We start from the raw sequence: 21922 nt of genomic DNA, 5'->3' as shown, positions 1-21922 counted from the left end.
TGGTGCCCAGCTCAGAAGGTGTGCGGGGCGCGGCAGTCGGGAAGAGCCCGCACAGGGAACAGTGGCGATGGGGGCGGCAGTGACGATCGGCAGTTTCGGACCCGGGGCACAGATTCCCCTCCAGGGCTCGGACGCACAGACGGCGGCGACCCATGCCCTCGCCTCCGCCGCGTACCGCGACAGCCCGGTCGAGGCGATCCTGGACGCGAACAACGACTGGCACAAGTCGACGGTCAAGGAAGGGAAGTGGAACAAGCTCTTCCGACCCGACCTCGGCGAGGCCTTCTCCCGGGCCGTCCAGGTCCGGATGCTCGGCGGCGCCCGCAAGCCCCTCATCCAGTCCTTCGGCGCGGACCCCCAGCCCGTGGTCGAGCACTGCCTGGCCGCCAGCGGCATCCGCAAGCAGCGCGACATCAAGCTGACCCTGGTCACCTTCGTCTTCGGCGTGCTCTTCCTGCCGGGGCTGCTGCTCTGGCTCGGCGTGATCCAACTGCGCCGGATCGCCGCCGGCTCCGAGAACAAGCGCAACAGCGCCGTCGGCACGGCCCTGCTGGTGGCCGCCGGCATCTTCGCCCTGCTGGTGCTGCTCCGGCTGCCCTTCGACGGCGTCCTGCCCAACTACCTGCGCGCGATGGTCGTCGCCCCGGTCGTCGGCTGGTTCCTGGCCCGCCGGATCTGCGAGAACACCGCCGTCGACCTGCGTGAGCGCTGGACCGCCCTGCTCAGCGGCGGCGGCATCGGGGCGGCGGTCCCCGAGGCCGTGCCGAAGGACCCCACCGAGAAGACCGCCGAGGAGCTCCGCCTCAACCTGGAGAAGCTGACCGCCGAGCAGCAGTCCAACGTGATCTTCTACGCGGGCCCCAAGGGAATACTGGGCATGGGCACCCGCTGGGGCAGCTGGACCCTCGCCGAGGAGCTCGTCCCGCAGAGCGGCAAGGAGATCCACGACTTCCGCGCCTGGGACGTCGTCCGCCAGATCCACACCGAGCTGACGCTCCTCGAACGCGGCTCCCTGAAGACCGGCTTCCCCAAGCCGACCGTCAAGCACTGGATCGTCTCGCCCGTCGGCGAGGGCGCCGACGAGGTCGGCCGCCCCGAGGGCGACAACATCGTGCACTTCCAGGTGAAGCCACACGAGATACAGCGCATCTGCAACGACCAGCAGTTCGGCAGTGGGAACCGGCACTACCTGGGCGTCCAGTTCACCCTCTGGGACGGCCAGCTGGTCCTCACCATGATGGTGACGGTCACCTCGCTCCACCACACCCTGCGCGTCGAGGTCACCGGCCACGCCCTGGGACCGGTGCACGGCCTGTTCACCACCAAGCCGAAGGCGAAGACCAAGGAGGTCTCCAAGACCGTCAGGTTCTGGGAGACCCGCGAGATCAAGCTGCCGCTGACCGACACGGACGACGTGGTGCGCCAGGCGGTCCGCGCCCCGCTCACCTGGTTCCCGCCGGTCCTGGACTTCCTCGGCGGCAAGCTGGTCCTGCCCGAGCCCTTCGGCCTGCGCCACGCCTGGGCCGGCCAGCCCTGGCGGCACCGCTTCATGGCCGACGACGCCATCCGCGCCGCCACCCCGGTGCTGCGCGCGGTGCACGCCGCGACCATCCGGGTGCTCGACGATCACAACGTGGACACCGAGCGCTTCACGAACCGCTCGCTGTTCCTCAGCGCCGGGATCCAGGACCCCGGCCCGAAGAAGGCCGACCTCTACGACGCGTAGCGGACCGGCCCGTGCGGATCAGATGCCGGCCGGCCAGGCGTCGGCCAGCATCTTCCGGGTGTCGGCGAGCAGCTGCGGCAGCACCTTGGTGTGCCCGACCACCGGCATGAAGTTGGTGTCCCCGCCCCAGCGCGGCACGACGTGCTGGTGCAGGTGGGCGGCGATCCCGGCACCCGCGACCGTGCCCTGGTTCATGCCGATGTTGAAGCCGTGCGCCCCGGAGGCCGCGCGCAGCGCGACCATCGCGCGCTTGGTGAAGTCGGCGAGCTCCGCCGTTTCGGGCTCGTCGAGGTCGGTGTAGTCGGCGACGTGGCGGTACGGGACGACCATCAGGTGGCCGCCGTTGTACGGGTAGAGGTTGAGCACCGCGTACACGCTCGTGCCCCGCGCGATCACCAGTCCGTCCTCGTCCGACTTCGACGGGATGGTGCAGAAGGGGCAGCCGTCCTCGGCGCCCGGCCCGGTCGGCTTGTTCTCGCCCTGGATGTAGGCCATCCGGTGGGGCGTCCACAGACGCTGGAACGCGTCCTGCGTCCCCACTCCGATCTGCTGCTCCGGCTCAGTCGTCATGCTGTGCAGCATATTGCTTCGCCCGTTCGGAACGTGTCGCCGGGGCGGAAGATCCATGCAGGGGCCATGCTGATCGGATGAAGGACAGGCCGCCGAACCCGCCGAAGCTGGAGCGCTGGGACCGTCGGACGGCGGTCCCTCTGATGGTGACCTCGCTCGTCTACCTCGGCAGCTACGCGATGCGGATCCTCGGTCGCGACCTGCCTCCCGGCTGGCGGGACTTCTGCCTCGCCCTCACCTTCGCCTCCTGGGCCGTGTTCATCGTCGACTACGCGGTACGCCTCAGGCTCAGCGGCCTCGGACCGCTGCGCTTCCTGCGCCGGCACTTCCTGGACACGGTGGTGCTGGTCCTGCCGCTGCTGCGTCCGCTGCGGGTGGTGACCGCGTACGACCGGGCCCAGCGCCGGCAGCAGGAGCCGCGGCTCACCCTCTACGCCCGTGTCATGGCGTACGCGGGGCTCTCCGCGACGCTGCTCGGCTTCGCGGGCGCGCTCACCGTCTACGACGTCGAGTACGGCGCCCCGGGGGCGTCCATCGTCACCTTCGGCGACTCCGTGTGGTGGGCCTGCGCGACGCTGGCGACCGTGGGCTATGGGGACGTGGTGCCGGTGACGTCGGTCGGCCGGCTGGTCGCGGTGGGCATGATGGCCTGCGGCCTCGCCCTGCTCGGCGCGGTGACGGGTTCGTTCTCGTCCTGGCTGATCCAGGTCTTCCGCCGGGAGGGCGAGGACGGCTGAGGGCGACGACGGCTGAGGGCGCGGCGGACGGACATGCGGGGAGGCCCCCGGGGTGCTAACCCGGGGGCCTCCTGACCGCGAGGTGCGTGCGTCAGACCTGGACGCGGTCCTCGACGATCTTGGCGATCTTGGCGATGGCCTCGTCGACCGGGACGCCGTTCTCCTGCGAGCCGTCGCGGTAGCGGAAGGAGACGGCACCGTTGGCCATGTCCTCGTCACCCGCGATGATCATGAAGGGGACCTTCTGCTTCTGCGCGTTCCGGATCTTCTTCTGCATCCGGTCCGAGGAGGCGTCGACCTCCACCCGCAGGCCCTGCTTCTTCGCCTTGGCGGCGAACTCCTGCAGGTAGTCGACGTGCGCGTCGCCGATCGGGATGCCGGTCGCCTGCACCGGGGCCAGCCAGGCCGGGAACGCACCCGCGTAGTGCTCCAGGAGCACCGCGAAGAAGCGCTCGATCGAGCCGAACAGCGCGCGGTGGATCATGACCGGGCGCTGCTTGGTGCCGTCCGGGGCGGTGTACTCGAGGTCGAAGCGCTCCGGCAGGTTGAAGTCCAGCTGCACGGTCGACATCTGCCAGGTGCGGCCGATGGCGTCGCGCGCCTGCACGGAGATCTTCGGGCCGTAGAACGCGGCGCCGCCCGGGTCGGGGGTCAGCGGGAGGCCCTGCTTCTCGGCGACCTGCTGGAGGACCGCGGTGGCCTCCTCCCACACCTCGTCGGAGCCGACGTACTTCTCGGGGTCCTTGGTGGACAGCTCCAGGTAGAAGTCGGTCAGACCGTAGTCGCGCAGCAGGTTGAGGACGAAGGTGAGCGTCTTGTCGAGCTCGTCCGCCATCTGCTCGCGGGTGCAGTAGATGTGCGCGTCGTCCTGCGTGAAGCCGCGGGCCCGGGTCAGGCCGTGCACGACGCCCGACTTCTCGTACCGGTACACGGTGCCGAACTCGAACAGGCGCAGCGGCAGTTCACGGTAGGAGCGCCCGCGCGCGTCGAAGATCAGGTTGTGCATCGGGCAGTTCATGGGCTTGAGGTAGTAGTCCACGCCCTCGTCGAGCTGCATGGGCGGGTACATGCCCTCGGCGTACCAGTCGAGGTGACCGGACTTCTCGAAGAGCTTGCCCTTGGTCGCGTGCGGCGAGTAGACGAACTCGTAGCCCTCCTCCTCGTGCCGGCGGCGCGAGTAGTCCTCCATGACCCGGCGGATGATGCCGCCCTTGGGGTGGAAGACGGCGAGACCCGAGCCGATCTCGTCCGGGATGGAGAACAGGTCGAGCTCGTTGCCGAGCTTGCGGTGGTCGCGCTTCTCGGCCTCGGCGAGGAAGTCGAGGTGGGCCTTCAGCTCCTCCTTCGACGGCCAGGCGGTGCCGTAGATGCGCTGGAGCATCGGGTTCTTCTCGCTGCCCCGCCAGTAGGCGGCGGCGTTGCGCATGAGCTTGAACGCCGGGATGTTCCGGGTGGTGGGCAGGTGGGGACCGCGGCAGAGGTCCTTCCAGCACAGGTCACCGGTCTTGGCGTCCAGGTTGTCGTAGATGGTCAGCTCGCCGCCGCCCACCTCGACGTTCGCCCCGTCGTCGGTCGACGCGGCGCCCTTGATGCCGATGAGCTCCAGCTTGTAGGGCTCGGCCGCGAGCTCCTCGCGGGCCTCCTCGTCGCTGACCACACGGCGGGAGAAGCGCTGGCCGCGCTTCTGGATCTCCTGCATCTTCTTCTCGATGGCCTTGAGATCCTCGGGCGTGAACGGCTTCTCGACGTCGAAGTCGTAATAGAAGCCGTCCCGGACCGGCGGGCCGATGCCCAGCTTGGCCTCGGGGAAGAGCTCCTGCACGGCCTGGGCCATGACGTGCGCGGTGGAGTGGCGCAGGATGTTCAGACCGTCCTCGGAGGAGATCTCCACCCCCTCGACGACATCGCCCTCGGCGAGCGCGTACGCCAGGTCCTTCAGCTCACCGCCGACGCGGGCGGCGATGACGGTGCGGTCGTCGGCAAACAGGGCGCCGGCCGTGGTGCCCGCGCTCACCGTCCTCTCCTCTGCTCCCGAGGCGGACTGGACGGTCACACGGACTTCAGACACGAGTGCTCCATACATAGGGGCGCAGACAGACACGAGGTGCCGGCGCCGGCGACGCGCGGCAGAGACGAGGTGCCGCGCAGCCTTGATCCTACCGGGGCGTCCGTGCCGGCTCCTCAGTCCTCGCCCGGCCCGTACGCCTCCTCGAAGAAGGCCGCGTCCTCGGCCGTGCCCTGCAGCGACTTCATCAGCCGGTCCCGTTCCGCCTCGTCCACCTGCACCGGGGCGACCCCGGTCGCGTCGGTCAGCCGCCGGAAGCCACCCCGGCTCTCCAGGCGCCCGACGACGCGGATCGGCAGGCCGACGAGGTGGGCGTGGCCCGCGGTGCGGTAGCCCTCCTCGTCGAGGGTGACCCGGACGTGTCCGACCTCGGCGCCGGCGAGGACGCGCAGCCGTACGGTGCCCTCGCCGCGCGGTCCCGGGCGGCGCATGCGGACCACGGCCCCGGTGATGCGGACCGGCACGGAGGGCTCGTCGGTCAGATAGCGGGCGCCGGCCTCGCGCAGGGCGGGCAGGTCGCCGGGCGAGAACTCGACGGGCTCGGGCCGGGACGCGCAGCCCTCGGGGGTGCCGGCGGCCGGGGACCACGCCAGCGCGACGCTCGCGCCCTCGGTGCCGCGGACGAGCGCGACGAGGGCCTCGGTGAGCTCGCGGCTCACCCCGGCCTCGACGGCCGTGTCGAAGGCTTCCGTGCCGCCGGTCGCCCGCTGGTAGTCGATGGCCTCCCGGGCCGCGTACAACGCGTGGTAGAGCCGTACGGAGACGGCGCGGCCGGGGTCGACGGGCAGGAAGGCGGTCAACGCCCGGCCGCCCGGGGCCGCGCCGACGACGACGCTCTCCAGGGACGTCCGGGCCTGCCGCCGGTGCCGGGCGCCGTGGTAGCCGTTCCGGCCGCGGACGGCGAGGGCGCCGGCGAGCAGCAGGCCGCGGGCGGCGGACCTGAGCTGTTCCTGCACGGTCCAGGGCACGGTGCCGGCCGGGCCGGGGGGCACGTCGCGCCACCACCGGATCTCGTCGCTGGGGACGGTAAGCCCGGTGAGGACCTCGCGCGCGGACGGCGCGGCGCTGCGGGCGAGGGCGGTGAGCGCCTCGCCGAGCAGGTCCTCGCAGTCGGGGAAGGCACGGCTCTCGGGCACGAGCAGGCTGGTGCCGCGCCCGAGCCCCTCGGGCCCGGGCGGGGTCCAGCGGCTGTAGCGGCCCGCCGCGCCGCCGCGCCGCCGCCAGCCGTGCCGGGCGAGCAGCGCGCCGAGGACCCGCGGGTCGACCCGGCCGGGGTCGGGGGTCTCCCCCGCGTCCGCCCAGGGGCCGAGGGGCGGGGCGGGGATGCCGGTCCAGGGGCCGGGCAGCTCGCCGGGTGCGGGGTGGCTGCGGGCGCGGAAGGGCGGGGTCACCGGGTGCGGGGTGGGCGGGAGCGCCGGTGGGGACGACGGGTCGGGGCGGTGCCCGGCCCCGTTCTCGGGTTCGTCGATCGGCCGGTGCATCAAGGTCTCCCTCCCACGCCGACCCGCGCCATGATCTCGCAGAGCGCCCGGTCGTCGAAGATCCGTGCCGTCGGGATGCGCACGGTGGTCCTGTGGCGTCCCGTGACCGGATGGCCGGCCAGGTTGATCCAGTAGCAGCAGTGCCGCAGGTCGAGCCGGTCGTGCCCGGCCCTCAGCCAGTCCTCCCGGTCCCGGGGCACGAGCATCACGACCAGGATCTTGTGGACCGCCACGGGGGTCCGCGCCAGCTTCACCAGGTGCTCGTTGTCGAGGCTGAACGAGAACGTGTCGGCGCCGGCCCCGGGCAGGCGTGGTGGTATCTGGTAGGTGCACTTGAGCTGCACCTTGATGGTCACTTCGTCGTCGACGGTGTGGCCGGGAGCGCTGTGGCTCACGTGCCAGTCGATGCCGTTGTCCGGGAACGGCTGCGCCAGCGAACAGCCCGCCGCCGCCGCGACCGCGTGGAGATACCCCACCTGGAGGGTCTCCATGCAGGCGGTGGTGGCGAGTGAGCCGCGCAGCGGGTCTGCCCGCTGGGGCGGCAGCCCTCCCGATTCGGGCTGGGCGAGCGCCATGTCAATTCCCTTCCCCGTCATCTGTGTTGTGACCGGTCCGCGTACGGCGCAAACAGCCCGGGTATCAACGATTCGGGCAGGGGGATGGCCATCTGCCGCGCACGTGCGAGGAGTTCGGGCATGACGACGCACTGGTACGAGGGGCCCCTGGCCGCTTTCGACACGGAGACCACAGGAGTCGACGTCGAGGAGGACCGGATCGTGTCCGCCGCCCTCGTCGTCCAGGACGCGGCGGGCATGCGGCCGCGGGTGAGCCGTTGGCTGGTGAACCCGGGCGTCCCGGTGCCCGCCGAAGCCACCGCCGTCCACGGCCTGACGGACGATCATCTCCAGCGCAACGGACGGTGGCCGTCGCCGGTGGTGGAGGAGCTGGGCCGCGCGATAGCCGAACAGAGCGCGATGGGGCGCCCGTTGGTGGTGATGAACGCGCCCTTCGACCTCACGATCCTCGACCGCGAGCTGCGCCGCCATCGCGCGTCCTCGCTGGGCCGCTACCTGGAGCACGTGCCGCTGTGCGTGCTCGATCCGCGGGTCCTGGACAAGCACCTGGACCGCTACCGCAAGGGGCGGCGCACGCTCACGGACCTGTGCGGGCAGTACGGGGTGGTCCTCGACGGCGCACACGACGCCGCGGCGGACGCGCAGGCGGCGATGGAGGTCGTACGGGCGGTGGGGCGGCGGTTCGCGTCCCGGCTCGAGCGGCTGACCCCGGCCGAGCTGCACACGCTGCAGGCGGTGTGGCACGCGGCGCAGGCGCGGGGCCTGCAGGCCTGGTTCGCACGGCAGGGCACTCCGGAGGCCGTGGACCCGGCGTGGCCGCTGCGGCCGGAGCTGCGGACGGCGGCGTGATCCCCCGTCGGAAACGGCTGCGGGAAACGACTGAAGCCGGTCCGTCTTTCGACGGACCGGCCTCTCCCGGTGGGCGATACTGGGATCGAACCAGTGACCCCTTCGGTGTGAACGAAGTGCTCTCCCGCTGAGCTAATCGCCCGGGCAACGCGTTGAACCATACAGGCCCGACGGGGCTTCGTTCAAACCGGCGGCGGCTGGGCGCGCAGGTGGGCGGCGAGGCCCCGGCGCCCGCCGCGCATCATCAGGGCGTGGTTGGCGCGGAACAGCGGCCGTCCGGGGACGGCGAGCGCGCGCATCAACGGGCTGCGGACCTCGACCTCCTGCTCGTAGAGGGCGTGGGTGCCCGCGCCGTCGCGCAGGGAGGTGAGGGTCCAGCGGGCCCAGCCGTCGAGGTCGCCGCGCATCACGACCTCCAGGACTCCGGCGGCGGGGTCGCGGCGCCGGGCCTCGGCGGTGACGACCAGCTCGTACGGGAGGAGCGAGCGGAAGCGGGCGGTGCCGGTGCGCTCGTCGCGGGGCACGACCTCGCGGACCTGGGGCCACCAGCGGGGGTACTCCTCGGCGCGTTCCAGGACGGCGTAGACCGCCTCGGGCGCGGCGTCGAGGCGCCAGATGCTGCGGAAGCGGTAGCGGCACCAGTCCATGGGCCCAGTGTGGCTACTCAGACGTGGATCTGAGTATCCGCGCGCATCCCCCTTCGGTGTGTCCGGCGCCACACTCCGCCTATGGACTCCTCCCTGCCTCCCGCGGAAGAGCTGGTGCTCGTCGACCGCGAGCTGGCCCGACTCGACGCCCGGCGTTCCCAGTTGCTGGCCCGTCGGGACTGGTTGCTGCGGGTGCTGTACCCGGCGGTCCCGGCGTCGGCGGCGACACCGTGGTCGGCTCCGGGGAACCCGGTCGCGCCCGGGCCCGTGCCGACGGCGGCGGCGCTGCCGCGACCGGAGGCGACACCGCGCAGCACGCAGAACGTCCTGCTCACCCTGGGCGGTGTGCTGCTCACCGTGGCCGCGCTCGTCTTCACCCTGGTGAGCTGGGGCGCCATGGGCATCGGCGGGCGGGCGTCCGTCCTGGCGGTGGTGACCTCGGCGGTGCTCCTCCCCCCGGTGGCGTTGCTGCGCCGCGGCCTGGGCTCGACGGCGGAGTCGGTGGCCGCGCTCGGCCTGGTGCTGACCCTGCTCGACGCCTACGCCCTGCACCGGGTGGCACTGCCGGACGCGGACGGCCCGACGTACGCGGCGGTCGCCTCGGGTGTGCTCGCGGCGGCCTGGACGGCGTACGGCTCCGCCCTGACCCGGCTGCGGATCCCGCGGCCGGCGGCCGTGGTCGCGGCCCAACTCCCGCTGCCCCTCGGGGTGCTCGCCGGCGGGGGCGGCGCCCTGCCCTTCGCCTGGGCGGCCCTCGCGACGGCCGTGGCCGACCTCGCGCTGGTGCTGCGCGCGAGGCCGCTTCCGGTGCGCGTGACGGCGGGCGTCGGCGCGGGCGGGCTGGGCGGCTGGGCCCTGCTGACCGGCCTGCTCCTGTCCTTCACGGCTCCGGGGCGCGGGGCTCCGCTGCTGGCGGGCTGCGCCGCGGTGCTCCTGTACCTCGCGGGTCGGCACGTTCCGACGGCTCTCGCGAGCGCCACGGTGGCGGGGGTCGCGCTGGTCGCCGGGGGCGGGGGGCTGCTGCGGGGCGCGGTGCCGGATGCCTGGGCCGTGCCGGGGTACGCGCTCTGCGCGGTGGCCCTGGCGGCGGGGGCGTGGTGGGCCCTCCGGCCGACGCCGGGAGCGGGCTCGGCCGTGCGGGACGGGCTCGCCCTCGCCGGGGGCGGCGTGCTCGCGCTCGCTGTCGCGTGGGCGCTGCCGCCGGTGGCGGCGGGGCTCCTGGGGCCGATGGCGCGGGGGACGGCGGTGTGGTCGGGCGAGCACGCCGATCGCCTCCTGACCGGGTATCCGGCGACCGCGCCGCTCGTGCTGCTGCTCGCGGGCCTGGCACTCGGCGCGGTGCCGCGCCTGTGGGCCCGGTGCGCGGCCCTGGCTCTGGGCTGGGCACTGCTGACGGCGCTCCCGGTGTCCCTGCACCTGTCGTACGGGGTGGCGCTCGCGCTCCAGCTGGTCGTCACGTCGATGGCGCTGGGGGTCGCCGTACGGCCCGGAGCACTGCTGCGCGGGCTCGTGGCGGCTGCCCCGAGCCGCACCGCGCCCGCCTGGCCCGGGTGGGCGCCGCGGGTCGCGGAGACGCGGGAGGTGGCGCCCGGGACGGTGGTGGGGTGGCTCGCGTATGCCGGCGGGCTGGCGTCCGCGGTCGGGGCCGTGGCCCTCGGGCTGGACTCGCGGGGGGCGACGTTCGGGGTGCTGGGGGTGCTCACGGTCCTGTTCGGCGGGGTCGCGGTGCTCGCGGACGGGGCTCGCCGGCTGGTCGGTGCCGGTGGGGCCGTGCTCGCGGTGGGCGGTCTCGTCGCGGCGGGCGCGGCCGCCGCGCACGCGGGTCCTGCGGTCACCGGGGCGGCCCTCATGGCCGTGCCGGCCGGGACCGCGGCGGTGGGGGCGCGGCTGGGGCGGCACCCGGTGGCCGTGGCGGTGGAGGTCACGGGCGCCGGCGTGGGGCTGTGCGCGGCGGCGCTCGCCGCGGAGCGGCCCGCGCTGCTCGCGCTCGTGCTGGCGCTCGGTGGCGTGGTCGCGGCGGCGACGGCGGTACGGCCGGAGCGGCGCCGGGTCGCCTCGTGGGTCGCGGCCGGGCTGTTCCTGCTCGCCACCTGGGTGCGGCTCGCGGTGTGGGAGGTCACGACGCCGGAGGCGTACACGCTGCCGGTGACCGTCCCGGCCCTGGTGGTGGGCCTGCTGCGGCGGCGCCGCGATCCGCAGGCCTCGTCCTGGACGGCGTACGGTCCGGGCCTGGCGGCGACGCTGGTGCCGAGCCTCTTCGCCGCCTGGACCGATCCGCACTGGGCGCGCCCGCTGCTGCTGGGGCTCGCGGCGCTCGTGGTGACGCTGCTCGGCGCCCGGTTCCGGCTGCAGGCCCTGCTGCTGCTCGGCGGGGCGGTGCTCGCCCTGGACGGGCTGCACGAGCTGGCGCCCTACGTGGTGCAGGTGGTGGGCGCGCTGCCGCGCTGGCTGCCGCCGGCGCTCGCCGGTCTGTTGCTGCTCGCGGTGGGGGCCACGTACGAGCAGCGGCTGCGCGACGCCCGGCGGCTGCGGGAGCGGATCGGCCGGATGCGGTGAGACGCCGAAGGCCCGGAGACGTCATCCGTCTCCGGGCCTTCGGTCCGGGTGGTGGGCGATACTGGGTTCGAACCAGTGACCTCTTCGGTGTGAACGAAGCGCTCTCCCACTGAGCTAATCGCCCGGGCGCACCGCAAACATTACCCCATGTCAGCGGGGCTCCCGCACCACCTTCGGGTCACTGGTCGATCTTCCACGGCATCACGAAGCCGAACTTCCAGAGGTAGACGCCGAGCAGCACGGCGATGATCACGAGGCCGATCGACGTCAGGATGATGTTCCGGCGCCGGACCCTGGGGTCGAGGGCGCGCTGGGCGGCCTCGGTGACCTTGCGCTTGGTCCAGCGCAGCACCAGCTGCGCCCAGACGAACTCGGTGGCCCAGATCGCCATGCCGGCGAAGATGACCAGCCAGCCGGGGCCGGGCAGGGGCAGCATCACGATGCCCGCGCCGACGACGGCGAGTCCGACGATGAAGACGCCGACCTGCCAGCTCAGGTGCAGGGTCCGGCGCGCCTTGATGAACTCGGGCGCCCGCGATCCGAGCGGGGCCTCCTCGTCCTTCTCGTGGCCGTCCCCGCGGTGCGCCGCGGACTCCCCGCTGCGCTCGTCACTCTCCGCACTCATGGCCCCAACGTACCGGACAGGTGCGTCTTGCCGGAACGGTGGTATTACCCAAAGTTACACGCACCCAAACGAGCTACCTGAACGATCACAAAACAGACAGAGGGGTTTACAACGGCACCGTAGGTGGCATGTCGATTTCGCCGACGTGCGAATCCCCGAGCGCACACTGAGCGAAAGGCCCTGGCGCTTATGAACACCACGGTCAGCTGCGAGCTGCACCTGCGCCTCGTTGTGTCGAGCGAGTCATCACTGCCTGTACCCGCGGGCCTGCGGTATGACACGGCCGATCCGTATGCCGTGCACGCCACCTTCCACACCGGAGCCGAGGAGACGGTCGAGTGGGTCTTCGCCCGCGACCTTCTCGCCGAGGGGCTGCACCGGCCCACCGGCACGGGCGACGTCCGGGTCTGGCCGTCCCGCAGCCACGGCCAGGGAGTCGTCTGCATCGCGCTGAGCTCCCCCGAGGGCGAAGCCCTGCTCGAGGCCCCGGCGAGGGCCCTGGAGTCGTTCCTGAAGCGGACCGACGCCGCCGTGCCACCGGGCACCGAGCACCGTCACTTCGACCTCGATACGGAGCTCTCCCACATCCTGGCCGACAGCTGAGCCAGGCCAAGAGCCGCACGGCGCCGTCCGACTCGGGGAGACGGCGCCGCGCGGAAAGCCGCACACGCCTCACCTCGGCGCCCCCCACCGCGCAGCCGGCGCGGTGCGGGGCGCCGATGCGCGTTTCCGGGTCGCGCTAAAGTCAGCGCCATTCCGCGGGCGCCCGCCCGCAGCCGGCCAGGGAGCGAATCGTGCTGATCCCCCACGACACCCGGATCGCCCTCGACACCGTCGTCGATCTGGTGAACACCGCCTCGCAGGGCGACCGCGACGACGAGCTCGGGGACCTCCACGCGCTGCAGTCCTTCGTGCACGCCCACAAGATCAGTGACGTGGGCGAGCTCGGCGCGGAGGACCTGCGGGCCGTCCAGGGCGTGCGCGAGCGCTTCACGGCCGTGTTCTCCGCCCCGGACTCCCGTATCGCCGCCGCGCTGATCAACCAGCTGGTCACCGCCGCGGGCACCACGCCGCAGCTCACGGACCACGACGGCTACCCGTGGCACGTGCACTACTTCGCGCCGGGCGCCTCGGTCGCCGACCACCTGGCCGCCGACTGCGGCATGGCGCTCGCCTTCATCGTCGTCGCCGGAGAGCAGGAGCGGCTGCGCCGCTGCGAGGCCCCCGACTGCGGCCGCGCCTTCGTCGACCTGTCCCGCAACCGCTCCCGGCGCTACTGCGACAGCCGCACCTGCGGCAACCGCCTGCACGTCGCCGCCTACCGGGCCCGCCGCAAGGAGGCAGCGGGCTGAGCCCGCCCGGCGCCCGTCTCACAGCAGGAACAGATCATGGACGGCGGCCATCAGCAGCAGACCGCCGATCACCGCGAGGAAGATCATCAGCGGCGGCTGGGAGAGCGCGAACAGGCAGCCGCGCGGCTCCTCCGTGGGCGCCGCGGTGGGGGTGGGGACGGGGTCCCGCGAGGTATCCAGCATCTCGGGGGGATGATGGGGCACACCGCGCCGCCAAGATCCCGCAACACACCCCATGGCTCGCCCCGTTCACCCCATCCCGTGGATGCAGGAAACGAGAGGCGTCAGAACCGGTCGAATCGCGGTGCGATCCCGGTCATATTCCGTGCTTCTTCAGAATCGCCTCGATGTCGCTGAAGTCGTCCTCGGCCGCCTTTCCGGCCTTGGCCTGCGACTGCGGCTGCGGCTGCGGCTGCGGCTGCGGCTGCGGCTGCGGGGTCGCCCCGCGTCGAGCGGCGCCGAGCGACGGCGCCGAGGCGGCGGGTGCCACCGGCGCCCGGTCCTCGCCGCCGGTGGCCGCCCGCTTGCCCGCCCTGCGCCGCTCGATCGCCCGCGTGGACGAGAAGAGCAGCCAGGCCGCGCCGAGCACACCGAAGCCGATCCAGGCGGTCAGGCTGAAGGCCGAGGTCGCCAGCCAGTCGATCGCGCCCGTCATCACCAGGCCGAGCGGCACCAGCGCGTAGGCGGCGATCCGCGCCGCGGCCAGATACCGCTTGCGGTAGGCCGTGATCGCGGCGATGCCCAGGCCGGCCGCGGACACCGCGGAGCAAAGGGTCTCGGCGAGCATGCGATCCTCCTGGTCCCGGGTGGTACGTCCCTTCCATCCTGCACCGCCCCGCCCCGCCCCGGCCATGCCCCGAGCCGCGGATCAGGGAGATCTCCGGGTCGTCCCCCAGGGAGCGCGGAGGGGGCGCCCGAGCACGGCCGACGCGGTGGGAGACTCTTTCCATGAGTGAGTCCACCGCCCCCGCCTCCCCCGCCGTCCTGGAAGCCTGGTTCGACCTGCAGTGCCCCGACTGCTTCAAGGCCCTCGACGACGTACGCGCCCTGCGCGAGAAGTACGGCGAGCGCCTCGACGTCCAGCTGCGCCACTTCCCGCTGGCCAAGCACAAGCACGCCTACGCGGCCGCCCAGGCCGCCGAGGAGGCCTTCGCCCAGGGCAAGGGCTGGCCGTACACGGAGACGCTGCTCGCCAGGACCGAGGAGCTCGGCGAGCGCGGCGAGCCGGTGCTGCTCGAGGTGGCGGGCGAACTGGGCCTGGACAGCGAGGAGTTCGACACCGCCCTGATCGACGGTCGGCACCTCCTGACGGTCGACGCCGACGAGGCCGAGGGCAAGGCGATCAAGGTGACCGGCACCCCGACGTACGTCATCGGCGGCGAGCGGCTCGACGGCGGTAAGAGCCAGGACGGCCTGCGCGCGCGCATCGAGGAGATCGCCGACCGTCTCCTGCGGGGCTGACGGCCCTACAGCAGGGGCTTGGCGCTGTTGACGTACGTCGTGCGGTATCCCAACGACTCGTACAGCCGGATCGCCGGGGTGTTGCCCGTGAAGACGTGCAGTCCGAGCAGGTGCTCCCCGGCCGCCAGCGCCTCGTGCTCGGCCAGCAGCATCAGCCCCCGGCCGTAGCCCCTGCCGCGCTGCTCCGCGTCGACCTCGACCTCGAACACGAAGGCCTGCCGCTCCCCCGGCTCCGCCTCCAGGGCGCCGGTCCACAGGTGGCCGACCACCCGCCCGTCGCGCACGGCGACGTCCACCGCGACGCCCGGGGTCGCCAGTCCCTGCGGGAGGAACCTGCGGCGGCTGTCCTCGGCCTTCGCCAGCGCCCGGTCCTCAGGGACCCCTCGGTCGATCCAGCTCTGCGCGAAGGCCGCCTTGGACCGCGCCGACCAGGCCGTGAACTCCGCCTCCGTGGCCGGCCGGTACGTGAAACCCTCCGGCAGCGCCGGCGGCCGGGCCGGCAGCTCCTTGACCATGTTCCGGCTGCGCTCCGTGTAGCCGAGCGAGCGGACCATCCGCAGCGCGGCATCGGCGTCGGCGGGCACCGAGACCAGCACCTCACGGCAGCCCCAGCCGCGCAGCACCTCCTCCGAGGCGAGCGCCGCCACCGTGCCCCGGCCACGGCCACGATCCGGTTCGTCGACCCGTAGCCGTGCGATCAGGCCGGAGGCGGGACCGAAGGCCGGGTCGGTGGCGACGTGCACGGAGCCGACCCGGCGGCTGTTCACGCAGATGTCGTACGTGCGGGAACGGCCGCCGTCGGCGGACTGCTGGAGCGGCTCGGACGGCCGCAGGGTGGTGGTCATCACCGGTGTTCTACCCACCCCGCCCGGGTCCGTCATCCGACTTCAGGGATGCCGCGGATCGCCGTCCCGGGCGGCCCGCTCGTCGAAGATCCGCATGGCCTTGGCCGTGACCGGCCCCGGCGTCGCGGCGAGCTCCCGGTCGTCCACCCGGTGGACCGCCTGGATGTCCCGCAGGGTGGAGGTCAGGAAGATCTCGTCGGCGCTCTCCAGGACCTCCAGCGGGAGGTCGGTCTCCTCGGCGCCGGTCCACTCCACGGCCAGGGCACGGGTGATCCCCGCGAGGCAGCCGGAGGAGACGGGCGGGGTGTGGATGCGCCCGTCGAGCACCACGAAGACGTTGGAGCCGGTGCCCTCGCAGAGCTGCCCGACGGTGTTGCCGAACAGCGCCTCGGAGGCGCCCCGCTCGCGCGCCCGCGCGAGGGCGACCACGTTCTCGGCGTACGAGGTGGTCTTCAGGCCCGTGAGCGCACCGCGCTCGTTGCGGGTCCAGGGAACGGTGATCACGGCGGTGGAGTCCGGGCGCCGGCTCGTCCCGCCGAGGGCCACGACGAGGCTGGTGCCCGCGTCTCCGCGCTCAGAGCCGAGCGGCGAGAGGCCGCCGGTGTACGTGATGCGGAGCCGGCCGAGCTCCATCGGGTTGGCCTCGAGGACGGCGGCGCAGGCCCGGCGGACCTCGTCGAGGTCAGGGTCGGGCAGCCCGAGGCCGCGGGCGGAGCGGGTGAGGCGCTCCAGGTGGAGGGTGAGCGCAAACGTTTCGCCTCGCTCGGCCTTGACCGTCTCGAAGATGCCGTCGCCGACGGTCAGACCGTGGTCCAGGACGGACACCTGCGCGGTCTCGGCGTCGTGCAGTCCGCCGTTGACCCAGAGTTTCATCGAGATATGGCCCTTCCGCTCGCCTCGTACGCGCCAGACGCTATCGCGACGAGCCGGGCGGCCTTGAGCTCGGTCTCGGCCCATTCGCGCTCGGGGTCGGAACCCCAGGTGATGCCGGCGCCGGTGCCGAAGCGCAGCATGCCCTCGGGCCGGTCGATCCAGAAGGTGCGTATGCCGACGGCCAGCTCGGCGGTGCGCCGGTCGGCGTCGACCCAGCCGATGCCGCCGCAGTACGGACCGCGCGGGGCGGTCTCCAGGGCCTCGATGATCCGCAGGGCGCTCGACTTGGGCGCGCCGGTCACGGAGCCGGGCGGGAAGGTGGCGGCGAGCAGCTCGTGCCAGCCGGCCCCGTCGCGGAGCTCGCCGCGGACGGTGGAGACCAGGTGGACGAGGCCGGGGTGGGGTTCGACGGCGCACAGCTCGGGCACGGTGACCGACCCGGTGGAGCAGACGCGGCCCAGGTCGTTCCGTACGAGGTCCACGATCATCACGTTCTCGGCGTGGTCCTTCTCCAGGAGGTCCTCGGCGGTCCGGCCGGTGCCCTTGATGGGGCCGGACTCGACGGTGCCTCCCGTACGGCGCAGATAGAGCTCGGGCGACGCGGTGGCGATCTCCACCCCGTGCGCGGGCAGCCGGATCGTGCCCGCGTAGGGGGCGGGGTTGCCCTGGGCGAGCAGAGCGGTGAGCGCGTCGACGTCGGCGCGGGCCGGATCGGGCAGCGGCGCGGACATCACCCGGCAGAGGTTCGCCTGGTAGACCTCGCCGCGCGCGATGTGCTCGCGCACGCGGCGGACGCCCGCGGTGTACGCGGCGCGGTCGAGCGAGGACGTCCAGTCGCCGGCAGCGGGGCCGTGCCAGGCGCCCGGCACGGGCGCGGGCACCGGGTCGGGCCGCACGTCACCGAAGCGCGCACAGGTGAGACGGCCCTCGAAGTCCGCGCAGACGGCCCAGAAGCCGGAGGAGTCCAGGGCCTCGGGGTCGTGGGTCACGTCCCGGAGGTCGGTGGCGAGGAGGCCGCCGAAGCGGGCCAGAGGAGCGAGGGAATGCACGCTTGTGAGTCTAGGTGGGGGAACGGCTGGGCCGCCGGGTCGCGCGCGGACGCGGGAGACCCGTGAGGCGGCCGGGGGGCGGAGGATCTTCCGAGGCTCCTGGGGGCGCCTTCGCGCCACCTCGGGAACACGTGGAGTGAACGCCGCGCGAACGCTCCCGGACGCCCCGGCTGGTCCGCAGGTCAGCACGCTGCGGAAACGCGTTTTTGTGCTGGCCCAGGAATCCGCTAGAGTTCAACACGTCGCCGGGACGCGCAAGCGGAACGGAAACGACAAGCGGACGTGGCTCAGTTGGTAGAGCATCACCTTGCCAAGGTGAGGGTCGCGAGTTCGAATCTCGTCGTCCGCTCGATGTGGGGGATCATCCCGAACCCCCGTATTCACTCCTGGTGGAGTGGCCGAGAGGCGAGGCAACGGCCTGCAAAGCCGTCTACACGGGTTCAAATCCCGTCTCCACCTCCAAGGACGATTAGCTCAGCGGGAGAGCGCTTCCCTGACACGGAAGAGGTCACTGGTTCAATCCCAGTATCGTCCACTGGATCTTCGGATCCTGGATCTTCGGATGCCCCGCGCGATTAGCTCAGCGGGAGAGCGCTTCCCTGACACGGAAGAGGTCACTGGTTCAATCCCAGTATCGCGCACGCAGCACCTGCACCTTCGGGTGTGCCCGCGCGATTAGCTCAGCGGGAGAGCGCTTCCCTGACACGGAAGAGGTCACTGGTTCAATCCCAGTATCGCGCACGCAGTACCCGCACCTTCGGGTGCGCCCGCGCGATTAGCTCAGCGGGAGAGCGCTTCCCTGACACGGAAGAGGTCACTGGTTCAATCCCAGTATCGCGCACCAGACACGAAGCCCCCGGCCACGAACAGCGGCCGGGGGCTTCGTCGTGCGGTCGATCGTCCGGCCGCGGTGCGCGCACGCGCGCGCGTTCCCGCGAGCAGGAGGCGGGCAAGGCCCCCGGAGGGGCCCGCCATGCGTCAGGAGGAGAAGAGCATCCGGCCGAAGCCGCGGTGGTGGCCGCCGTGGTGACCGTGGTGACCGCCGTGGTGCGGGGCACCCCAGGCCGGAGCCGCCGGCTGCGCCGGGTAGGCCGGCGGGGCGGGCGGCGCCTGCCACTGCGACTCCAGGCGGGTCAGGGCCTCGAGCTCCCCGTAGTCCAGGAAGATGCCGCGGCAGCCGCTGCACTGCTCTATCTGGACGCCGTTGCGGTTGTACGTGTGCATGGGCGCGTGGCACTTGGGACACTGCATGCGGTCTCAACTCCCTGCCGTTCGAATGGTGCTCTCACCCTACGGGGACGCCGGCGGAGCCAACTCGGTTCGGAGCGAAGCGATTCGGGCGCAGGTGTCGATCATCACGTCCTCCACCTCGTCCAGCGGGCGCCCCTCGGCGGTGGACTTGGCGAGGGCGAGCGCGGCGGTCTGCACGGCGAGGGCGCGGGCCGGGACGTCGAGACGGGCCCAGGGGTCGCCCGACGGGCTCGTGGTCGCGGGGCCGCCGGCCGCCAGGTACGCGCCGAGGAAACGCGCCCAGACCTCCGGCGGCAGCAGGCCGGCCGCGAACCAGGCCGCCGGGCGGGCCAGGTCCCAGGCCGGGTCGCCGACCCCGAGGTCGTCGACGTCGATCAGGCGCCAGTACGGGGCACGGACGAGCTGGCCGAGGTGGAAGTCGCCGTGGCAGAGGGCGGGCCCTGCGGGCGGCGGGGCGTCCGGCGGGTCGGGGAGGGTCCGCCAGGCGCTCAGCACCGTCGCCGTGCCGGGATGGTCCGGAGCCGCGCGGCGCATGCGCGCGACGGCGAGCGCCGCCTTCACCGGGGCCCGCATGGGCGGGAGGCCCGGCGGGGGCGGGGTCCGGTGCAGGGCGGCCAGCAGGCGGGCGGCCTCCTCCCAGGGCGCGGCGTCGGGCGCGTCCGGGTCCACCGGGGCCCCGTACGGCCAGGCCGTGAGGGGGCGCCCGTCGAGCTCCGGGCGAGGCCGTGGCAGGGGCGCGAGGAGCACCTCACCCAAGCCGGGGGCCGCCGCGACCGCCACCCGCGACCGCAGCTCCCCCGGGACGCCGCCGGGCGCGTGCGCCTTCAGAACGAGGTCCCCGTGGCGCACCACGGTGCCGTCGTCCCGGTCCGCCAGCAGCCCCACCGGGCAGGAGCAGGGCGGGGCCGCCCCGTCGACGGGATGCGCGGTGTCCCGCGCGAGCGCGTACAGCTGTCCGAGAACGGTCTCCTCCACGCGGGGAGCCTACGCGGGCGGCGCCCGGGCCGGGCCGGACAGGGAGAAGGGCGCCGCCGGGCACGGGTGAGGCCGGGCACGGCGGTGCACGGGGCACCGGCGCCGCTCCGCGCGGGGGCGTCCGACTCTGGGGCTCCCGCCCGGGCGACGCCCGGCGGGGCGTCCGACTCTGGGGCTCCCGCCGCGGGCGACGCCCGGCACCGGGCCGGCCCGGAAAAGCGCGAGGGCCGGTCAGCTCCCCAGCTGACCGGCCGCACGCTGCCGTCCGCCGCACCCCCGTCCCCACGGGGTTGTTGGCCGGATGTCCCCGACCCGGGCCGCTCTCCCGGGTCCGGGGCGCCGTTCAGCGCCCCAGCATCACGCCTACGGACGACGCCTGTGTGACCACCGCGTCCCAGCCGCCGAAGGCGACCACGAGCAGGGCCGCGAGAGGGAGGACCATGGCGGTCGCCACCAGCGGGTGACGACGGCTCGAAGGGCGGGGGGTGATCCGCGGGGCCGGGTACGCCATGGTTCCTCTCCTGTCGTGTCTGACGCGGCGGGTGCGGTGACCTCGGGGGACGAGTGCTGCACCCGCCGCTTGACCTCAACACTAGGCAGCGGGCGCCGCCCGGGCGTCATGCCCGCGTACCGACTTGCAGGCCTCCCGGAGGATGACGAGCCTCCGCTCGGCGTACTCCCCTGGGTGGAGACGCCTCCCCCCGCCCTGGGGGACTTCCCCGAGGGGGTGCGTGACGTCGCTCACGTTTGCCGCCGCGGCCCGGGGTGTCGCACCGGGAAAATCCCAACGTCTTTGATAGGAGGGGGTGTTGGCGACCGCCACAGCTGACCGGGCCTCAAGTGTCCCCCTCAGCACTGACAATCGATGCGGCCACGAGGGCGCGGCCTGTGAGCGGGCCGGGTCGGCGGTACGTAAGCTGTGCCACGTCGAACGGACGAGGGGACGGACATGGCGATGATGCGGCTCCGGCGCGAGGACCCGCGGATCGTCGGGTCCTTCCGGCTCCACCGCAGGCTGGGGGCCGGCGGCATGGGGGTCGTGTACCTCGGCTCCGACCGGCGCGGGCAGCGCGTGGCGCTCAAGGTCATCCGGCCTGACCTGGCCGAGGACCAGGAATTCCGCTCACGGTTCGCCCGCGAGGTGTCCGCCGCCCGCCGGATCCGCGGCGGGTGCACCGCCCGGCTCGTGGCCGCCGACCTGGAGGCCGAGCGCCCCTGGTTCGCCACCCAGTACGTGCCCGGGCCCTCGCTGCACGACCGGGTCGCGGAGGAGGGCCCGCTGCGGGCCTCCGACGTGGCAGCGATCGGCGCGGCGCTCTCGGAGGGGCTGGTCGCCGTCCACGAGGCCGGCGTCGTCCACCGGGACCTGAAGCCGTCCAACATCCTGCTGTCCCCCAAGGGCCCCCGCATCATCGACTTCGGCATCGCCTGGGCCACCGGCGCCAGCACGCTGACCCATGTCGGCACGGCCGTCGGGTCGCCCGGCTTCCTCGCGCCGGAGCAGGTGCGGGGCGCGGCGGTCACCCCGGCGACGGACGTCTTCTCGCTGGGCGCGACGCTCGCGTACGCGGCGATGGGCGACTCGCCCTTCGGGCACGGCAGTTCCGAGGTCATGCTCTACCGGGTCGTCCACGAGGAGCCCCAGTTGCACGGCGTGCCGGACGCGCTGGCGCCGCTCGTCCGGGCCTGTCTGGCGAAGGACCCGGAGGAACGTCCCAGCACCCTCCAGCTGTCCATGCGGCTCAAGGAGATCGCCGCACGGGAGGCCCAGGGCCTGCCCGCCGCGCCCCGGCCGCCCGGGCAGCGCGAGCGGGCCGAGGAGCGGCCCCCCGTCCGGCCCACGGAGCGGTACACGGAGCGCACGACCGAACGGTCCGCCGAGCGCGCGGGTGAGCACTCGGGAGAGTGGCCCGTCGCGCGGAGCGCGGAGCGCCCGGCCGCCGACCGGCCCACGGGCGGGCAGGGTCGGTCCGGGGGCTCCCGGCCCTCCGCGTCCCGGCCGTCCTCACCGCGTACGGGCGGGGGCTCGCGGTCCCCGCAGTCCCGGCCCGGCACCCGGCCCGGGGCGCGCTCGACGTCCACCGGCCGCCGGCCCGCCAACCCCCGGCTGCTGCGCCAGCGCCTGTTCGTGTTCGTGGTCGTGACGCTGGTCGTCGCCCTCGGCATCGCGGCCGCGCAGGCCCTGCAGGGCTAGGCCGTCCCTTCCCGGACCAGGCCGGATCAGCCGGGGAGTCGCGTCCCGGTGCGTGCAGCTGCAGGGCGGAGCGAGGGGCCCGGCGACCGAC

Annotated in this window: 22 protein-coding genes and 8 tRNA genes; 14 read left to right on the top strand and 16 right to left on the bottom strand. The window is 73.3% G+C overall.

Annotated elements, in window-relative coordinates:
• Positions 1-67: 67 nt before the first annotated feature.
• Positions 68-1726 (top strand): hypothetical protein, encoded by a 1659-nt coding sequence (locus AB0M16_RS14380; RefSeq protein ID WP_365342493.1) that lies wholly within the window; start codon positions 68-70, stop codon positions 1724-1726.
• 18 nt (positions 1727-1744) lie between these two features.
• Here AB0M16_RS14380 and AB0M16_RS14375 read toward each other — a convergent pair whose 3' ends face one another.
• Positions 1745-2308, bottom strand: a complete 564-nt coding sequence (locus AB0M16_RS14375; protein WP_365342491.1) for an HIT domain-containing protein — start codon at positions 2306-2308, stop codon at positions 1745-1747.
• 65 nt (positions 2309-2373) lie between these two features.
• Between AB0M16_RS14375 and AB0M16_RS14370 the strand changes: the two genes are divergently transcribed.
• Positions 2374-3033 carry a potassium channel family protein gene (locus AB0M16_RS14370; protein WP_365342489.1) on the top strand — a complete coding sequence of 220 codons (660 nt, stop codon included), beginning with the start codon at positions 2374-2376 and terminating at the stop codon, positions 3031-3033.
• A 91-nt stretch (positions 3034-3124) separates the two neighbouring features.
• On the opposite strand, the gene thrS is transcribed toward AB0M16_RS14370, so the two are convergent.
• The 3 genes from thrS to AB0M16_RS14355 all read right to left on the bottom strand — a co-directional run bounded on the left by thrS (position 3125) and on the right by AB0M16_RS14355 (position 7154).
• Positions 3125-5101 (bottom strand): threonine--tRNA ligase, encoded by a 1977-nt coding sequence (thrS, locus tag AB0M16_RS14365; RefSeq protein WP_365342487.1) that lies wholly within the window; start codon positions 5099-5101, stop codon positions 3125-3127.
• A gap of 113 nt (positions 5102-5214) precedes the next feature.
• Positions 5215-6579 (bottom strand): hypothetical protein, encoded by a 1365-nt coding sequence (locus AB0M16_RS14360; RefSeq protein ID WP_365342484.1) that lies wholly within the window; start codon positions 6577-6579, stop codon positions 5215-5217.
• Positions 6579-7154: a DUF4365 domain-containing protein gene (locus AB0M16_RS14355; protein WP_365342482.1), complete on the bottom strand. Its 576-nt coding sequence runs from the start codon at positions 7152-7154 to the stop codon at positions 6579-6581. The genes AB0M16_RS14360 and AB0M16_RS14355 overlap by 1 nt, the downstream gene beginning before the upstream one ends.
• A 120-nt stretch (positions 7155-7274) precedes the next feature.
• On the opposite strand from AB0M16_RS14355, the gene AB0M16_RS14350 reads away from it, so the two are divergent.
• The gene (locus AB0M16_RS14350; protein ID WP_365342480.1) at positions 7275-8003 is read left to right on the top strand and encodes a 3'-5' exonuclease; all 729 of its coding nucleotides are present in this window, start codon (positions 7275-7277) and stop codon (positions 8001-8003) included.
• Positions 8004-8073: 70 nt separating this feature from the next.
• On the opposite strand, the gene AB0M16_RS14345 is transcribed toward AB0M16_RS14350, so the two are convergent.
• Both AB0M16_RS14345 and AB0M16_RS14340 read right to left on the bottom strand, forming a co-directional pair.
• Positions 8074-8145, bottom strand: a tRNA-Val gene (locus tag AB0M16_RS14345).
• A 40-nt stretch (positions 8146-8185) separates the two neighbouring features.
• Positions 8186-8650: an SRPBCC family protein gene (locus AB0M16_RS14340; protein ID WP_365342478.1), complete on the bottom strand. Its 465-nt coding sequence runs from the start codon at positions 8648-8650 to the stop codon at positions 8186-8188.
• An 81-nt stretch (positions 8651-8731) separates the two neighbouring features.
• On the opposite strand from AB0M16_RS14340, the gene AB0M16_RS14335 reads away from it, so the two are divergent.
• Complete coding sequence (locus AB0M16_RS14335) at positions 8732-11206, top strand: hypothetical protein (protein WP_365342476.1); 2475 nt, start codon at positions 8732-8734, stop codon at positions 11204-11206.
• Positions 11207-11255: 49 nt separating this feature from the next.
• On the opposite strand, the gene AB0M16_RS14330 is transcribed toward AB0M16_RS14335, so the two are convergent.
• A tRNA-Val gene (locus tag AB0M16_RS14330) sits at positions 11256-11330 on the bottom strand.
• A gap of 54 nt (positions 11331-11384) precedes the next feature.
• The gene (locus AB0M16_RS14325) at positions 11385-11831 is read right to left on the bottom strand and encodes a TIGR02611 family protein (protein ID WP_365342474.1); all 447 of its coding nucleotides are present in this window, start codon (positions 11829-11831) and stop codon (positions 11385-11387) included.
• Between the two features lie 189 nt (positions 11832-12020).
• Between AB0M16_RS14325 and AB0M16_RS14320 the strand changes: the two genes are divergently transcribed.
• Both AB0M16_RS14320 and AB0M16_RS14315 read left to right on the top strand, forming a co-directional pair.
• Complete coding sequence (locus AB0M16_RS14320; protein ID WP_015032345.1) at positions 12021-12434, top strand: SsgA family sporulation/cell division regulator; 414 nt, start codon at positions 12021-12023, stop codon at positions 12432-12434.
• A gap of 191 nt (positions 12435-12625) precedes the next feature.
• Positions 12626-13183 carry a CGNR zinc finger domain-containing protein gene (locus AB0M16_RS14315; RefSeq protein ID WP_365342472.1) on the top strand — a complete coding sequence of 186 codons (558 nt, stop codon included), beginning with the start codon at positions 12626-12628 and terminating at the stop codon, positions 13181-13183.
• A gap of 18 nt (positions 13184-13201) precedes the next feature.
• On the opposite strand, the gene AB0M16_RS14310 is transcribed toward AB0M16_RS14315, so the two are convergent.
• Both AB0M16_RS14310 and AB0M16_RS14305 read right to left on the bottom strand, forming a co-directional pair.
• Entirely contained in the window at positions 13202-13366 is a 165-nt protein-coding gene (locus AB0M16_RS14310) for a hypothetical protein (protein ID WP_365342470.1), read from the bottom strand.
• Between the two features lie 133 nt (positions 13367-13499).
• Complete coding sequence (locus tag AB0M16_RS14305) at positions 13500-13970, bottom strand: hypothetical protein (RefSeq protein ID WP_365342468.1); 471 nt, start codon at positions 13968-13970, stop codon at positions 13500-13502.
• Positions 13971-14131: 161 nt separating this feature from the next.
• Between AB0M16_RS14305 and AB0M16_RS14300 the strand changes: the two genes are divergently transcribed.
• A complete protein-coding gene (locus AB0M16_RS14300; RefSeq protein WP_365342466.1) occupies positions 14132-14644 on the top strand; it encodes a DsbA family protein in 513 nt (170 codons plus the stop codon).
• A 5-nt stretch (positions 14645-14649) separates the two neighbouring features.
• On the opposite strand, the gene AB0M16_RS14295 is transcribed toward AB0M16_RS14300, so the two are convergent.
• The 3 genes from AB0M16_RS14295 to AB0M16_RS14285 are packed head-to-tail and all read right to left on the bottom strand — an operon-like array spanning position 14650 to position 17411.
• On the bottom strand, positions 14650-15489 hold the full coding sequence (locus tag AB0M16_RS14295) for a GNAT family N-acetyltransferase (RefSeq protein ID WP_365342464.1): 840 nt from the start codon (positions 15487-15489) through the stop codon (positions 14650-14652).
• A 42-nt stretch (positions 15490-15531) separates the two neighbouring features.
• Complete coding sequence (locus AB0M16_RS14290; protein WP_365342462.1) at positions 15532-16362, bottom strand: aminodeoxychorismate lyase; 831 nt, start codon at positions 16360-16362, stop codon at positions 15532-15534.
• Positions 16359-17411: a chorismate-binding protein gene (locus AB0M16_RS14285; protein WP_365342460.1), complete on the bottom strand. Its 1053-nt coding sequence runs from the start codon at positions 17409-17411 to the stop codon at positions 16359-16361. Before AB0M16_RS14285 ends, AB0M16_RS14290 begins: the two co-directional genes overlap by 4 nt.
• A 276-nt stretch (positions 17412-17687) precedes the next feature.
• On the opposite strand from AB0M16_RS14285, the gene AB0M16_RS14280 reads away from it, so the two are divergent.
• The 6 genes from AB0M16_RS14280 to AB0M16_RS14255 all read left to right on the top strand — a co-directional run bounded on the left by AB0M16_RS14280 (position 17688) and on the right by AB0M16_RS14255 (position 18255).
• Positions 17688-17760 (top strand) — tRNA-Gly (locus tag AB0M16_RS14280).
• 39 nt (positions 17761-17799) lie between these two features.
• A tRNA-Cys gene (locus AB0M16_RS14275) sits at positions 17800-17873 on the top strand.
• Between the two features lies 1 nt (position 17874).
• A tRNA-Val gene (locus tag AB0M16_RS14270) sits at positions 17875-17946 on the top strand.
• A gap of 34 nt (positions 17947-17980) precedes the next feature.
• A tRNA-Val gene (locus AB0M16_RS14265) sits at positions 17981-18052 on the top strand.
• Between the two features lie 28 nt (positions 18053-18080).
• Positions 18081-18152: transfer RNA gene (locus tag AB0M16_RS14260), tRNA-Val, on the top strand.
• A gap of 28 nt (positions 18153-18180) precedes the next feature.
• Positions 18181-18255: transfer RNA gene (locus AB0M16_RS14255), tRNA-Val, on the top strand.
• A 134-nt stretch (positions 18256-18389) separates the two neighbouring features.
• Here AB0M16_RS14255 and AB0M16_RS14250 read toward each other — a convergent pair.
• The 3 genes from AB0M16_RS14250 to AB0M16_RS14240 form a co-directional block, all read right to left on the bottom strand.
• Positions 18390-18662: a zf-TFIIB domain-containing protein gene (locus tag AB0M16_RS14250; RefSeq protein ID WP_365342458.1), complete on the bottom strand. Its 273-nt coding sequence runs from the start codon at positions 18660-18662 to the stop codon at positions 18390-18392.
• Between the two features lie 39 nt (positions 18663-18701).
• On the bottom strand, positions 18702-19637 hold the full coding sequence (locus AB0M16_RS14245; RefSeq protein WP_365342456.1) for an aminoglycoside phosphotransferase family protein: 936 nt from the start codon (positions 19635-19637) through the stop codon (positions 18702-18704).
• Positions 19638-19980: 343 nt separating this feature from the next.
• A complete protein-coding gene (locus AB0M16_RS14240; protein ID WP_365342454.1) occupies positions 19981-20148 on the bottom strand; it encodes a hypothetical protein in 168 nt (55 codons plus the stop codon).
• Positions 20149-20586: 438 nt separating this feature from the next.
• Between AB0M16_RS14240 and AB0M16_RS14235 the strand changes: the two genes are divergently transcribed.
• Positions 20587-21831 (top strand): serine/threonine-protein kinase, encoded by a 1245-nt coding sequence (locus AB0M16_RS14235; RefSeq protein ID WP_365342452.1) that lies wholly within the window; start codon positions 20587-20589, stop codon positions 21829-21831.
• Positions 21832-21922: the final 91 nt, after the last annotated feature.

Source organism: Streptomyces sp. NPDC051921, assembly GCF_040680975.1.
Lineage (GTDB): Bacteria > Actinomycetota > Actinomycetes > Streptomycetales > Streptomycetaceae > Streptomyces.
The sequence above is the reverse complement of the archived record's forward strand: the minus strand, read 5'-3'. Positions and strand labels throughout refer to the sequence as shown.